The 13,248-nt window shown below is 57.1% G+C and carries 14 protein-coding genes; 11 read left to right on the forward strand and 3 right to left on the reverse strand.

From position 1 onward, the window contains the following. Window positions 1-44 precede the first annotated feature (44 nt). Entirely contained in the window at window positions 45-776 is a 732-nt protein-coding gene (locus tag ACJ8J4_RS07570) for an ATP-binding protein (RefSeq protein WP_025303502.1), read from the reverse strand. 371 nt (window positions 777-1,147) lie between these two features. Between ACJ8J4_RS07570 and ACJ8J4_RS07575 the strand changes: the two genes are divergently transcribed. The 11 genes from ACJ8J4_RS07575 to ACJ8J4_RS07625 all read left to right on the forward strand — a co-directional run bounded on the left by ACJ8J4_RS07575 (window position 1,148) and on the right by ACJ8J4_RS07625 (window position 11,145). After that, a complete protein-coding gene (locus tag ACJ8J4_RS07575; protein WP_197835858.1) occupies window positions 1,148-1,873 on the forward strand; it encodes a hypothetical protein in 726 nt (241 codons plus the stop codon). A 30-nt stretch (window positions 1,874-1,903) separates the two neighbouring features. After that, window positions 1,904-2,698, forward strand: a complete 795-nt coding sequence (locus tag ACJ8J4_RS07580; RefSeq protein WP_025303504.1) for a hypothetical protein — start codon at window positions 1,904-1,906, stop codon at window positions 2,696-2,698. 72 nt (window positions 2,699-2,770) lie between these two features. Next, entirely contained in the window at window positions 2,771-4,108 is a 1,338-nt protein-coding gene (locus ACJ8J4_RS07585) for a lipopolysaccharide biosynthesis protein (protein WP_004935553.1), read from the forward strand. Further along, on the forward strand, window positions 4,105-4,974 hold the full coding sequence (locus ACJ8J4_RS07590) for a hypothetical protein (protein ID WP_197835809.1): 870 nt from the start codon (window positions 4,105-4,107) through the stop codon (window positions 4,972-4,974). Before ACJ8J4_RS07585 ends, ACJ8J4_RS07590 begins: the two co-directional genes overlap by 4 nt. A gap of 20 nt (window positions 4,975-4,994) precedes the next feature. Next, entirely contained in the window at window positions 4,995-5,561 is a 567-nt protein-coding gene (locus ACJ8J4_RS07595; RefSeq protein ID WP_060447913.1) for a YtfJ family protein, read from the forward strand. Between the two features lie 28 nt (window positions 5,562-5,589). Further along, complete coding sequence (gene lptF, locus ACJ8J4_RS07600) at window positions 5,590-6,660, forward strand: LPS export ABC transporter permease LptF (protein ID WP_148123587.1); 1,071 nt, start codon at window positions 5,590-5,592, stop codon at window positions 6,658-6,660. Beyond that, window positions 6,657-7,736 (forward strand): LPS export ABC transporter permease LptG, encoded by a 1,080-nt coding sequence (gene lptG / locus ACJ8J4_RS07605; protein WP_089196063.1) that lies wholly within the window; start codon window positions 6,657-6,659, stop codon window positions 7,734-7,736. Before lptF ends, lptG begins: the two co-directional genes overlap by 4 nt. A 103-nt stretch (window positions 7,737-7,839) precedes the next feature. Continuing rightward, complete coding sequence (locus ACJ8J4_RS07610) at window positions 7,840-8,589, forward strand: glycosyltransferase family 2 protein (protein ID WP_043143064.1); 750 nt, start codon at window positions 7,840-7,842, stop codon at window positions 8,587-8,589. Between the two features lie 299 nt (window positions 8,590-8,888). After that, window positions 8,889-9,842, forward strand: a complete 954-nt coding sequence (locus ACJ8J4_RS07615) for a hypothetical protein (RefSeq protein WP_264383652.1) — start codon at window positions 8,889-8,891, stop codon at window positions 9,840-9,842. Beyond that, window positions 9,839-10,390, forward strand: coding sequence for a hypothetical protein (locus ACJ8J4_RS07620; RefSeq protein ID WP_264383653.1), 552 nt, complete (start codon window positions 9,839-9,841; stop codon window positions 10,388-10,390). Before ACJ8J4_RS07615 ends, ACJ8J4_RS07620 begins: the two co-directional genes overlap by 4 nt. Beyond that, window positions 10,387-11,145 (forward strand): ankyrin repeat domain-containing protein, encoded by a 759-nt coding sequence (locus ACJ8J4_RS07625; RefSeq protein WP_060447915.1) that lies wholly within the window; start codon window positions 10,387-10,389, stop codon window positions 11,143-11,145. Before ACJ8J4_RS07620 ends, ACJ8J4_RS07625 begins: the two co-directional genes overlap by 4 nt. A 296-nt stretch (window positions 11,146-11,441) precedes the next feature. On the opposite strand, the gene ACJ8J4_RS07630 is transcribed toward ACJ8J4_RS07625, so the two are convergent. Then, window positions 11,442-11,663, reverse strand: a complete 222-nt coding sequence (locus ACJ8J4_RS07630) for a DUF6434 domain-containing protein (protein WP_049209284.1) — start codon at window positions 11,661-11,663, stop codon at window positions 11,442-11,444. Between the two features lie 209 nt (window positions 11,664-11,872). Continuing rightward, window positions 11,873-13,180 carry a serine hydrolase domain-containing protein gene (locus tag ACJ8J4_RS07635; RefSeq protein WP_197832527.1) on the reverse strand — a complete coding sequence of 436 codons (1,308 nt, stop codon included), beginning with the start codon at window positions 13,178-13,180 and terminating at the stop codon, window positions 11,873-11,875. Window positions 13,181-13,248 lie beyond the last annotated feature (68 nt).

The raw sequence follows: 13,248 nt of genomic DNA on the forward strand, positions 1-13,248 counted from the left end.
CGGTGCCAAAATGGTATCGCCGCCCTGCCGAATCGCTGCGCACCTCAGTGCGCAGCCGTTGATACCCCATCAGCCGAATAGCGATAACCCTGCGCCGCCATAAATTCCCCGATGGCTTTTTCCGCCGCCGAAAGCACCTCCTCGATCGGCCGATCGGCATCGAGATCCACGATGTCGGCGCCTTCGAACGTCAATAACGGCGTGACGGCGATCTTCTTCTCCAACGCCGCTTTGCGGTGATCGGGTTTACGCGCGCAGGCCACGTCCAGACTGACATTCAGCTTGAGTACCAGATCCGGTTTTTGCCCCGCCATCCATTGGAACGCCGCCCGCTCGCGCGCCGCCAGCCAACGGACAAAACGGCTCCCTTCCACGTCGACGGGAAAAACCGTACCGTCGTAAGCGCCGGGGATTTGCGCCTGCGGAAAACGGTCGGTCAACACGATGAACCCTTGCCGACGGTACGCCAGCATGCGGCGGAAACGCAGCAGCCGCCGCCCCACGAAAGCGATGATCACCGCCGACGGCAACAGGCCGATGCGGGATTTTTTCGTTTTGACTTTTTTGGTATTACTCTCGATAGCCTTGCCCACCGAGCGCCCGAGCAGCGGCAATTTCGCCGCCGCGCGGCCGACGTTGCCCGCCTGTTTGCCCAGATGCACTTGCACCGCCGGGCCATAATGTTTCATATACGCGATCAGATGTTCACAAACGGTGGACTTACCCGATCCGTCGCTGCCGATAACCGCAATCAGCGGCGGAAATTTTGCACTCATAATAAGACTCTCTTTCAATACACCAGAAACGGCGTGCCATATTTGAAGCGACCTATCGCTTATCATTGCCGTGGCGGCTACGTGAAAAAATTTACCGTAGCGCGGCGCCAAAAAGCACAAAATATTAAGCGAAAATGGAAAACCTCTGCTCTTTTTTCATCGTGAGCCCTGCCGGGAATTAACATAAAAAGCGAAACCGGCGCGCGCACGAAAAATTAGCACAAAATAACAAGAACGAACGCCATAAATATCAATTCAAATAGCGAACAAGAATACCAATCTCATTATTTTATCGCAGCAAAGCACAATAAATATCTTGAACCCAAGGCGTATTGGAATACAATAGTTTTTTTCGCATTGGATCAATTATTGTGAGTCAGCAGATAAGACCTTCATCTGATCGCTCGCCCGTGCGCGTAATAGCGATAACCGGCTGTGACGGCTCGGGAAAATCCACGTTAGCTGCCAGCCTGGTCAACGCGTTATCGGCACAAGAACCTGCCGAACTGCTGTATCTCGGCCAGTCTTCCGGGCGCATCGGCGAATGGATCAGTTCGCTGCCGATTATTGGCGCGCCCTTCGGGCGTTATTTGCTGAAGAAATCGGAACGCGTGCATGAGCGCCCTTCCACACCGCCGGATAATGCCACGGCGCTGGTAATTTTTTTACTCTCCTATTGGCGCGTTTATAAATTCCGTCGCATGCTGAAGAAAAGCCGCAGCGGCGCATTGCTGATCACCGATCGTTATCCGCAGGCCGAAGTGGCGGGGTTTCGTTTCGATGGCCCGCAGCTGGCGAAAACCGCCGGCGGCAATCGCTGGATCCGCTGGCTGAGAAAGCGCGAACAAAAGCTGTACCAATGGATGGCGTCTTATCAGCCCTTATTATTAATTCGGCTGGATATTGACGAACAAACGGCCTATTCACGTAAACCCGATCACTCGCTGGCGGCGTTGCGTGAAAAGATCGCCGTCATCCCGCACCTGACGTTTAATGGCGCTAACATATTGGATTTAGACGGCCGCGAGCCGGCTAACCGTATTTTCGATGCCTCACTGCGCGCCGTTAAAATATCGCTGAGGGCCGCCAATGCCTAGCCGCCAAATAACCTTTTCGTACCGAAACAGATGAAAAAAAATAAACTCACCGCCGAACAGGATACCTCTCCCACCTGCATCACCGGGCTGATTGCCGTGGTGGGCAGCGACGGCACGGGCAAGTCCACGCTGACCGCCGATCTGGTGAAAAACCTGCAGCAACATCGCCCCACGGAGCGCCGCTATTTGGGGCTGATCTCCGGCGAAGACGGCGACAAAATCAAGAAGTTGCCGTTCATCGGCGTGTGGTTGGAACGGCGCCTCGCGGCCAAATCCGATAAAACCCAGCGCATGAGCAACAGGCCGCCGGCGCTGTGGGCGGCGCTGATCATGTACGGCTTTTCGCTGTGGCGCGCCGCCAACCTGCGCAAGGTGCGACGGCTGGCGCAGAGCGGCGTGCTGGTGGTCAGCGATCGCTACCCGCAGGCGGAAATTTCAGGTTTTTACTACGATGGGCCCGGCATCGGCGTGGAACGCGCAAAAGGCTGGCTATTGAGCCGCCTGGCGGCGCGCGAACGCCGTTTATATCAACACATGGCCGTCTATCGGCCGGCGCTGATCATTCGCCTTGATATCGACGTCGATACGGCATTTTCCCGCAAGCCCGATCACAGCTATGAAGAGCTGAAAGACAAGATCGCCGCCATGGTGCGCCTGCAGTACAACGGTGCGCGCATCATCGAGCTGGACGCCAGAGCCCCTTACGACGAGGTGCTGAGCAACGCGCTCAACGCCATTTCCGCCGTAGTGAATCCCGCGAAGCGCCCACAGAGCGATATCGGGCAACCCGGCGAAAACGCCGGCGAAGAAACTCAGGTTTATTAAACGCATACAGGGCAAGCGCATGACGGCGGAACAAAAAGTGCAGCAAAACAACGATAACGGCTGGTTTTGGTTATGAAACGGTGGTTTTCCGATGGCGCGTTTCGCTCCATTTTACGTAATGCCGCCTATTTAGGCTCCGGCAGCGTCGCCAGCGCGCTGCTCGGCCTGCTGGCGCTCTCCTGCGCCGGGAAAGGCATGTCGCCTGAAATGTTCGGCGTGCTGGTGGTGATCCAGGCCTACACCAAAGCGGTCAGCGATTTCATCAAATTCCAGACCTGGCAGTTTGTGGTGCAATTCGGCACCCCGGCGCTGGAGCATCAAAATACCGGGCGCTTCCGCGACGTCGTCGCCTTCTCCTTTGGCCTGGATATCGCCAGCGGCGTCATCGCCGTGCTGGGCGGCATGATCATGCTGCCGTTCTTGTCTCACGCCCTGGGGCTGGACAGCGAAAGCTTCTGGCTCGCCATGCTGTACTGCACCCTGATCCCGTCGATGACCTCGTCCACGCCGACCGGCGTGCTGCGCGCCTTCAACCGCTTCGATCTCATCGCCATCCAGCAGGCGATCAAGCCGTTCCTGCAGGCAGTGGGCAGCGTCATCTCCTATTATTTCGATCTGGGGTTCCCCGGCTTTATCGTCACCTGGTACGCCTCTAACCTGATCGGCGGCACGCTGTTTTGGTGGTTCACCGCGCGCGAACTGCGCCGCCGCGATATCCACGGCGCGCTGAGGCCACGCCTGTTCAACGTCGCGCGCCGCATCGAGGGCGCCTGGAACTTCGTCTGGACCACCAACATCGCCCATACCATCTGGGCCGCGCGCAACTCCTGCACCACCGTGCTGGTGGGCGTGGTGCTCGGGCCGGCCGCCGCCGGGCTGTTCAAGATCGCCATGACCTTCTTCGATGCGACGGGCACCCCGGCCAAGCTGCTGGAAAAAAGCTTCTATCCCGAGATCATGCGCCTGGATCCGCGCACCAAGACCCCGTGGCTGTTGGGCCTGCGCTCCTCGCTGCTGGCCGGCGGCATCGGCCTGGCCGTCGCGGTGTTGATGTTGCTGGTGGGCAAACCGCTCATTTCCGCCGTCTTCGGGCAGCAATACCTGGAAGCCTATGACCTGATTCAAATCATGCTGGGCGCGATCATCGTCTCCATGATGGGCTTCCCGCAGGAATCCTTACTGTTTATGGCAGGCAAGCAGCGCGCTTTCCTGATCGCGCAGGCGACGGCCTCGGCGGCCTACATTGCGCTGCTGGTGTCGATGGCGTATGCCTTCGGCGTGCAGGGCGCCGCCTTCGCTTATTTACTGGGGCAATGTTTAGACGTGCTGTTATCCCTGATACCGACGATCGGCGCCTACCGCAATCGCTTTATGTTGGGGCTGAATGTGCCCAAAGAGAGTAATCAATGACCGCTATCACGAATTGGAAGAAGTTCTCCGCCGAAACCACCCAGGCGCTGTTTGTCGCGGTGGAAGAGGATGACCTGGTCGAGGCGAATATCAGCCTGCCGCAGCAGATCGATCTGGAATGCTCCCCCGAGAGCATTCGGGACAACTACGCGCTGTGCCTGCAGTTTTGGGAAGACGGTTTTTCCCGCCGCGAGCTGCTGCAATTGGTGAACGGTTTCCTGCAAGACCCGCAGTTGGCGGCGGCTACCCGCATGCGCTACAAATATATCCGCGCCCGCTACAAGCACCTGCGCTTCGCCCAGCAGCTGTACGGTGCGCCCCACCGCGCCAACCGCCTGTTCCACACCACCACCGTGGTGCTCGGCCATTTTCAGGACGCGTTTCGCAACGGCAACCAGAAGAATCTCACGCTGTACGGCAACCTGCTGCGGCTGCTGCTCAGCAAGCCGGTGTGGTCATACGTGCGTTATGCGCTGCGCCACACCCGCCTGGAAAGCGCACAGGGCTTTATCACCTACCGCCAGGAGCAGATGCGCCAGCTGCAAACGCTGATCGCCGGCCCGGCGCTGACCGGGCATCAGTTCCATGACGTGCGCAAAATCGTCAGCCGCCAGGTCTCGTTTTACGACACGCTGAGAGCGATCGATCCCGACAACCGCGAGGCCCGGCAGATCTCGCGCTTCCTGGCGGCGATTAACGGCCTGATGGGTGACCGGCATGACGTGATGGTGGCGGACAAGCTGGCCGGCGGCGATATCTATGATCGGCCTGCGATCCTGGATATCGACATCCGCCAGCGCCTGGAGCTGCTGCTGGCGCGCTTTCCGCTGTCGTTTTCCCAGCCGGCCATCGCGGCGGGCAGATAAGCGGGTTGCACGGAGCCATGATGACGTTACGTCGCTTGCTGACCCTTGCGCTGCTGCTGTCGCCGTTGGCGGCATCTGCGCATAACTTCGTGCATGGCCGGCCGGTGGCGCCGATCGCCATCGCCGATCGCGGCGAGCTGCTGCTGCGCAACGGCGATTTCAGCTACCGGCCGTGGAACAGCGCAAAACTGGCGGGCAAGGTGCGGGTGATCCAGTACATCGCCGGGCGCACCTCAGCCAAAAAGAAGAACTCGCTGCTGATCAACGCCGTTAAGGACGCGAACCTGCCGGGCGATCGCTTCCAGCCGACCACCATCGTTAACACCGACGACGCGATACCGGGCTCTGGCTTCTTCGTGCGCGGCAAGATCGAGAAAAACAAACGCCATTACCCCTGGGCGCAGTTCATCGTCGACAGCGACGGGCTGGGGCGCATGGCCTGGCGGCTGCCGGAGGAGAGCTCCACCATCGTGGTGCTGGATAAGGCCGGGCGCGTGCAGTGGGCGAAGGACGGCGCACTCACCCCGCAGGAAGTTGACCAGGTGATCGCCCTGCTGCGCACCCTGATCGCGCAGGAAACGCCATGAAGCGCACGCCGCCGGGAGCCGATGACGCATGTCTTTGATTGAACGCTATATCACGGTTGAGATCCGCCGCCTGGTGATGATGATCGCCGGGTTTCTGATCTTTATGTTCGCCAGCTACTCCGCCCAGCGCTACCTGACCGACGCCGCCAACGGCACGCTGGCGCTGCGGGTGGTGGCCGACGTGGTTTTCTATAAATCGCTGATCGCGCTGGAGATGATATTGCCCGTCGCGCTGTATGTCTCGGTGGCGGTGGCGCTGAGCCAGCTGTACAGCGATGCGGAGATCACCGCCATGCTGGCCGCCGGCGCCAGCCCGCTGCGGCTGTACAAGGCGGTGCTGCTGCTCGCCGTGCCGCTGGCGATAGCGGTCACGCTGCTGTCGCTGTATGGCAGGCCCTGGGCGTACGCCAATATTTATCAGCTGCAGCAACAGTCGCAATCGGTGCTGGACGTGAGCCACCTGCAGGCCGACAAATTCAACGTCAGCGGCAACGGCCGCATGATCCTCGCCAATCACGTCGACAAAACGGCCAACCACCTGACAGACGCCCTGATTTATGTGCGCGGCGGCCATCACACCAACCTGTACCGCGCGCAGTCGGTGGAGGTACTCGACGCTTCTCCCGCCAGCCCCGCCGTGCGGCTGAAAACCGGCACTGCCTATGTGCTGGATCGCCAGGGCGCCGACGACAACGGGCAGAATTACGACAACTTTGACATCGCGCTTAAACCGTTCGTGCCCAGCGCCGAGAGCCGGCACAAGTCGGCCTCGCCGGCGGAGCTGGCGCGCTCCGCCGATCCGGGCGACGCCGCCGAACTGCAATGGCGCGAGAGCCGCGGGCTGACCACCGTGCTGATGGTGCTGCTGGCGATCCCCTTGAGCCGCATCAAGCCGCGGCAGGGGCGCTACGCCGCGCTGCTGCCCCTGACGGTGCTGTTTACCGTGATTTTCTATGGCGGCAACATTTGCCGCACGCTGGTGGCCAACGGCTCTCTGCCACCGATCCCCGGCGTTTGGCTGGTGCCGATAGCGATGGCTGTCGGCATCGCCCTGCTGCTGGCGCGCGACTTATCACTGCTGCGGAAACCCTCCCGATGACCATTTTTAGCCGCTACCTAATGCGCAACGTGTTCATCGGCTTCGCCGCCGCGGCCGGGTTGCTCATCCCGCTGTTCACCACCTTTACGCTGATCAACGAGCTGGAGGACGTCACTCCGGGCGGCTACCGCTGGCAGCAGGCGCTGCTGGTGACCGTGATGACCCTGCCGCGCAGCCTGGTCGATCTGGGGCCGTTTATCGCGCTGCTCGGCGGCATCGTCGGGCTGGGGCAGCTTTCCAAGAGTCTGGAACTGACCGCGATCCGCTCCGCCGGGATGTCGATATTCCGCATCGCGCTGGTGATGCTCGCCGCCGGGCTGCTGATGAACCTCTCGCTCGGCGCCCTCGATGAATGGGCCGCTTCGCCGCTGCAGCAACGCGCGCTGCAGATAAAGAACAACGCGCTGGCACAGTCGAACGATAACGACGTCACCGTTAACCCGCTGTGGGCGCGGCGCGGCAACGAGTTTGTGACGGTCAAAACCGTCGATGAGAACGACCAGCCCCACGGCATTGAGATCTTCCGCTATCAGGCCAACCACGCGCTGGAATCTTACATTTACGCCGACAGCGCCAGCACCGCCGCCGACGGCAGCTGGCTGCTGCACAACGTGATGCAAAAAAGCTGGCAAGGCAGAAAGGAGACGATTCAGCGGCAAGACAGCCTGCTCTGGCGCTCGCTGTTCGCCGTGCCGAGCCTGAAAGAGCTGACCCTGCCGGCCGGCAGCTTCTCGCTCCAACAGCTGGATCGCTATATCGATTACCTGCAGGGCTCGGGGCAGCCCAGCACCGAATACCGCCTGGCGCTGTGGAAAAAACTCGGCCAGCCCCTGCTGGTGCTGGCGATGATTTTGCTGGCCATCCCGTTTACCTTCACCGCCCCACGCGCGCCCGGCATGGGCAGCCGATTAGCGCTCGGCGTCATCATCGGGCTGCTGACCTACATCGCTTACCAGATCGTCCTCAATCTGGGGTTGCTGTTCGCCCTCAACGCGCCCTTCACCGCCCTCGCCCCGCCGCTTTTACTCCTGGCATTGTCGCTGGCGCTGGTTTATCGGTTTGATCGGCGGGGTTAGGCATTTTCTGAGGTTGATAAGGGATAAGAAGAGAATCGCAATTTCCATTCCAGAGAAAACATTACGCGCTCACCTGCTCAGCGATTTTTAAGGATGTTAGTTAATGGCAAAGATAGCTGTTTGTATACTGACTTTTAACTCCTCTCGTTTATTACACGAGGTGCTTTCTCCACTCATGGGCATTGCGGATGAGTGGATTGTGGTGGACTCCGGAAGTACGGATAAAACGCTGTCTATTTGCCAAAGCTTTGGAATAAGCCCTATTTACCATCGTTTCGAAACGCATGGACGACAAATGAACTTTGCGATTTCTCAATCTCACCATGATTGGGTACTGTGCCTGGACAGCGACGAAATCCTTGATGCCGAAACCATAGCGTCCATTTTAACATTCAAATCGCAGGCAAACCCGCCACCACAGCAAGCCTATAGAATAAAAAGGAATTGGTTTGTACTCGGACAGCCAGTCAGAACGATTTATCCCATCTCCTCACCGGACTACCCCGTTCGACTGTTCAATAGAACACAGGTCAGGTTCAATGATGCTCCGGTAGATGATGCCGCTGAAGGCTATATTCACACGTCGGTCATTCCCGGCAATGTTAAGCACGATACTTTTTATTCTCTCCATGAAATACTCAATAAGCTCAATAGCTATACGACAAGGGTAGTCAAATACAGAGACATTAGGCCCTCGATATTTCGTGGCGTCGTTAGCGCGATCGGCGCGTTTTTCAAATGGTACGTACTGAGCGGCGCATGGAAAGAAGGCAAAGTCGGCGCCGTTACTGGGTTTTATGCCGTGGCCTACAGTTTCCTGAAGTATTTTAAATCTTGGTATGGCAAAGATTGATAGCGTTAGAGACAGACGCATTTCCCTGCGGCCACTGATCCTGGCGTTGGTTTATCGATTTGAGCGGCGGAGTTCCCCCCTCTGGCAGCCTTCGGAAAACAAGAACTTTCCGGTTAATAATTGGCCGGCTTTACAAATTGGCCTGAGCCGTTATCATCCCTTATCTGGTGTCCTATGCGCCGTTAGCTACTGCTGACTGCCGTTCGATAACATGCCCCCTCAGGGCGCCATCGAGTGCAAGGAGTGCGAGCGCCCGCCTGAATTGGCCAAGACGCAGCAAGCAAAGGAAGAGACACACTATGTTTTCCCGTTTGAAACTGCTGTATATCGCCGATGATATTATTTCACCTGATGAATTCCCCCGTATAGTCAGCCCTTCCCGCGCCTGTCACGGCCTTTCATACATGCCGGACAAAGACATTCTGTCGCTTTTCTCTGGTTTTCGCGGTGGTGAACGGATCCGCCGTGAAGTTGGCGTTACGCAAAACGGAATAAGCTCTAACTTGCGCGCAAGAGTGCAGAGCGACCTGATGAGCGGCGTTGTCGTAGCGGTCGAAACCCGGCCCGGTGTGTTGGCGACGATGGGACCATTTTACGCCGACATCGACGGCTACCTGATACCGCAGGGGAGACAAGAGCCCAACTACCCGGTGGACAGGATAGTGAGGCAGTACGAGGAGGCCGTGAAGTCTTACGGTGGCCGCCGGGCGCGCCCGTCCGTCTTCCCCGCACAAGTCACGCGGGCCAAACCGGCTCTTCGCCCGGATATCCCGGTGCAGGGCGGAAGAGTTTCACAGCAGGTCGTGTCTGAGCCCTTGACCAAGGCGCAGCGTTGGCAGGAGCGAAAATACCTCATTGGCCGCGGGCAACGGAGTATCTATCCGGACGCCCGAATCGCCTCGGAACGCCTGGCGGCAAACAATGTCGCCGTCGAGAAGGCAAAGCTGGCGGAGAATATCTACAAGACCACGAATCCACTAAAGGATACACCCGGCGTTCCTGAAGGCTGGAAAGATATCAGTAACGATAATGCGGCCCTGAGTAAAATTGGGTTAAATAGAAATATGCTCTTCGACAGAGATGAATCTCCGGATTTTTTGGCAAGGGTATATCAACCTGATAGCACCGTTTTTGGTAAAGAGATGAACCCAACGGTCGTGTTCAGAGGATCAAGAGCGCCAGAGTTCCCGGAGGGAATCGGCAGCGCCGCCAAAAAGGCCCTTAGGGCGATTTGTCAGGAATTAAAAATGTGAATGACTGGATAAATAATGGTGCTCAGGGGATGGGGGCGAGCTCTGATTATTATAAACAGGCGGTTAAAATAGGATTACAAGTAAAGAACTCCTCCGGCGTCGATATTTCTGGTCATTCATTGGGCGGGGGAATGGCCTCAGCTGCATCAATGACCAGTGGGAAACCCGCCTGGACGTTTAATGCAGCCGGACTCCATCATGGAACTGTAGGGAAATACGGAGCTGAGATGATTGGTTCAGCCAAGAACATACAGGCCTATCGAGTTGAGGGAGAACTGTTAACCACGTTACAGGAGGTTAATAACGAAAGTGATTATGAGCTTTTAAAAAATGCCCTACCCGATGCTTTGCAAAAACCCTGGGGCGTAGCATTGCCTTTCACCTTGAAAGAGTGGTCATCGCTGGTGGTGCCTGATGCCGTTGGCATACCGCACACGCTTGCCGGTGGGACAGGAACCCTGCTCGATAAACACGGTATTGACCAGACAATAACGTTGATTGAAGATCAGAAAGACGAGGACGTCGCCACTATCAGGGGGAGAATATGAGCAAGTTGATAATGGCCATGGCGTTACTGTTTACTGTTCTCATGATGCAAGGATGCAAAAAAAACATGGAATATGAGCCACAGGATTTTTTTGAAGGCCGTCAACTGGACATCGCACAGCTGATTTATGATGGCGATGAAGTGAAACTGAAAGAGAAACTTCCCTCTGTCAGCAAGGAAGAACTGAACCGACAGGTTAAGGCGGACATGACCCTGCTGTTTTGGTCGGTGTTGAACTCAATCTACGATAAAAACACGCCGGAAAGGCTGAAAATAATAACCGACCTGGTAAAAGCTGGCGCAGACCCGCTGCAGCCCAGACCAGAAGGGGGAAGCAGCCCAGCGGAGTTCGTCATGAAAGCCGACAAGGGGATTTGGGTCAAAGCCATGCTCGACGGCGGTTTACCGCCAAACGCAAAAGATAAGGTATTCAATGAGCCCATTGTATTCCAAACAATCAAAGCCAAAAACACTGAAACGTTAAAGGTGATGCTGGATTACGGAGCGGACATTAATATCAGAGACTCCTTGCAACAAACCTTATTAATGGATGCTTTTTTTAGCTCAGCCTTTGAACACATGGCCCTACTGCTCAATCGGGGTGCGAATCCTAATCCGGTAAATATAAATAATCTTTCGCTGTTAACAGCAGTAAACCGGCAAATAAAAGACAGCCAAGATGGCTCAGAATACAATGAACAGTGTAAGAAAATACTCGAGCTCATGCTTTTGAAAGGGGCAAAGGAAGCGCAGTAATTTCATCAACGCAGATCTGACAGCTGCCTGTTATTTATATGGGGCTGTCAGATGGCATCTGGCTAAATTTTCTCAGCCCAGATGTATGTTTCACCAAGTAACGTTTCCATTGGCACCCGCTCACAACAAGAGCACTTTCCCGCGATCGCCAAAGAACCTAACTATGTATTCCACATCTTTGAGCAGGTGCTGAATGGCTGCTCACCCCGCCGCTACTGATCCTGGCGCTGGTGCAAAGGCGATCTTGGCAAGGTTTGCGAGAAAAGAAGAGTACCAAGAGGCCCGCAAGTTGCACCCTATCCGCTAAGGTTGAGGGAGCGCCTACGCCGCCACTCATCGACCACATCACCTAACGTCTTTGGCATGTCATTGCGTATCCATGCCATAAACTCACGATCGAAGCGAAAATCTTCTCCGCACGCCTCAACCATGAAACGACGGACGTTTTGCGTATTTTTGTAGCTTTTATCCACGATCGTAGCGCGTGTTAGCAATGCGCTATGCCAATCGATTTTCAATTTAACCACTCCTGTGAAGAGCCGTTCGATAAAGAACTTCAACCTAGCCTGACAAGTCGCACTTTTGTCACGCCCGTTTCGGCGCAAAGTAGTGTGGTGAAAAGCATAGCCCAGATCGCCATTTCCGCGCTGTTATATGCACGAGCGCATTTATGCCATCGCCTTCGAACAGGGGCGAAATGGCAACCGCCCCTGCTTGCTACGTAGAGTTAACGCAGTTCCTTCGCTATCGCGCTAAACATCAGCGACGCCTCCAGCGGTTGCGCGCTGAAAGAAGGCTCCGCCTGCGGCCAGGTGGACCACTGGACGATCACCAGATTCTCCGCCTGATTGACCATGATCATCTGGCCGAAGATCCCCAGCGCCCACAGGGAATGCTTGAGGGAGGCCTGTGGAACAGGCTCCACGTTGGTCGCATTCACCGGCACTTCGTTGTTCCACCACTGGTAGCCGTAAATGCCGTTGGGGTGCGCCGCCGACACCGAACCCGCCGCCCGCGTCCAGTTGGCCGACTGGGCTACCCAATCAGCCGGCAAGATCTGTTTGCCGTTCGGCAACGTCCCGTTATGCAGAATGAACTCACCGAAACGCCCCCAGTCTTCCAGCGTGGCGTTAAAGCCGTGCGCGCCCACGTCGTGCTGGCCTTTGGCGTAGGCATGCCACACGCCGTCGCTCGCCATGCCGTACGGCTGCCAGATGCTTTGCTGCAGATAGGCCGCCAGCGGCATGCCGGTGGCGCGCTCCAGCACGTCGCCCAGCAGCCACGCGCCGCCGGAGGAGTAAGACCAGTTCTGCCCGGCAGGGTGCGCACGCTGCAAGCCGGCCACCAGCTTGCGCACGCAGGCGTAGGTGCCGGGCCTGGCTTCACACTCGGTCAGCTGCGCGAAGTCCGATTTCGGGTTGGTGTAATCCTCATTCCACGCCACGCCGGAGGTGTGGGTGATCAGCTGCCTGAGGGTCACGCCGTCCCACGCGGTGCCTTTCAGATCGGGTTCGTATTGCGTGATGAGATCGTCGAGCGAGCGGATTTTGCCCTGTTTAATCGCCACGCCCACCAGCGTGGCGACCACGGATTTGCCCACCGAGCGCGACGTCCACAGCGTGGCGTCGGTATTGCCCTCCCCAAGATATTTCCAGGCGATTTTGCCGTCTTTCAATACCAGCATGCCGCTGACGTTCTGGCGCTGCAGATAGTCCTGCAGGCTGTAGGTTTTGCCATTCACCCGATAACTGGCGTCCTTTAACGGTTTAGCGGCAGCCGGCAGCGGTGCGGCATTGCCGTGATGAAACACATCCCCGGCATAGTTGCGGTAGTCGTTACGAAAACCGATCACCCGATCACTCTGGCTCCAGGTGAGCATCTTGTGCGTGTCCGGCAATTGCGCATCGAAAGGCGCCGGACAGGCGCTGAGTTCGGTGCCCGCACAGGCGGCCAGCGCGGCGGGCGCCAACAGACCGCTGCAGAGACTGATGACAACGCCCGCCAGCAGGCTGCGGTTAAACACTTTGCTTTTCATATTTTTTCTCGCTTAGCTCAGGAAGGCGTTCAGCTTAAAAAAACGCGGCCTATAATAAAAAACGCCTA

It is taken from the genome of Serratia sp. CY47280, from assembly GCF_052168655.1.
Lineage (GTDB): Bacteria > Pseudomonadota > Gammaproteobacteria > Enterobacterales > Enterobacteriaceae > Serratia > Serratia bockelmannii.

What these genes read in the sequence shown, in the direction of transcription:
- ACJ8J4_RS07590 (WP_197835809.1), top strand. Translation starts at nt 4,105, where the DNA reads ATGACCGCTATCACGAATTGGAAGAAGTTCTCCGCCGAAACCACCCAG.
- lptF (WP_148123587.1), top strand. Translation starts at nt 5,590, where the DNA reads ATGTCTTTGATTGAACGCTATATCACGGTTGAGATCCGCCGCCTGGTG.
- lptG (WP_089196063.1), top strand. Translation starts at nt 6,657, where the DNA reads ATGACCATTTTTAGCCGCTACCTAATGCGCAACGTGTTCATCGGCTTC.
- ACJ8J4_RS07580 (WP_025303504.1), top strand. Translation starts at nt 1,904, where the DNA reads ATGAAAAAAAATAAACTCACCGCCGAACAGGATACCTCTCCCACCTGC.
- ACJ8J4_RS07635 (WP_197832527.1), bottom strand. Translation starts at nt 13,180, where the DNA reads ATGAAAAGCAAAGTGTTTAACCGCAGCCTGCTGGCGGGCGTTGTCATC.
- ACJ8J4_RS07570 (WP_025303502.1), bottom strand. Translation starts at nt 776, where the DNA reads ATGAGTGCAAAATTTCCGCCGCTGATTGCGGTTATCGGCAGCGACGGA.
- ACJ8J4_RS07585 (WP_004935553.1), top strand. Translation starts at nt 2,771, where the DNA reads ATGAAACGGTGGTTTTCCGATGGCGCGTTTCGCTCCATTTTACGTAAT.
- ACJ8J4_RS07595 (WP_060447913.1), top strand. Translation starts at nt 4,995, where the DNA reads ATGACGTTACGTCGCTTGCTGACCCTTGCGCTGCTGCTGTCGCCGTTG.
- ACJ8J4_RS07610 (WP_043143064.1), top strand. Translation starts at nt 7,840, where the DNA reads ATGGCAAAGATAGCTGTTTGTATACTGACTTTTAACTCCTCTCGTTTA.
- ACJ8J4_RS07615 (WP_264383652.1), top strand. Translation starts at nt 8,889, where the DNA reads ATGTTTTCCCGTTTGAAACTGCTGTATATCGCCGATGATATTATTTCA.
- ACJ8J4_RS07625 (WP_060447915.1), top strand. Translation starts at nt 10,387, where the DNA reads ATGAGCAAGTTGATAATGGCCATGGCGTTACTGTTTACTGTTCTCATG.